Source organism: Shewanella sp. TB7-MNA-CIBAN-0143 (genome assembly GCF_040310065.1).
Taxonomy (GTDB): domain Bacteria; phylum Pseudomonadota; class Gammaproteobacteria; order Enterobacterales; family Shewanellaceae; genus Shewanella.
On record NZ_JBEOPL010000171.1, the window covers coordinates 1 to 233 of the forward strand.

1 protein-coding gene is annotated in these 233 nt (G+C 48.1%); it reads right to left on the reverse strand.

The features are described from left to right. Window positions 1-233 (reverse strand): TonB-dependent receptor plug domain-containing protein (locus AAEY97_RS21535; RefSeq protein WP_351001441.1); only part of this gene is annotated, 233 nt, incomplete at both ends.

Below are 233 nucleotides of genomic sequence, written 5' to 3' on the forward strand. Positions count from 1 at the left end.
GATACTTCTGCTTGTTTTAATAAGTCCGGATCAATCGTGACATCGCCCATATGATAGAACAAAGCGCCTTCTTGACGGGCGCCATCAATCGTAACTTTTAGGTTGGTGTCATCTAGCCCGCGTACGCGTATACGCTGGTTGACAGCCGATGTGCCACCTATAGTAACGCCTGGTACCACATTCAAAAAGTCACTCAAATGTCCTGCCTGCTGAGCTGGCGTATAGTCTTCGAT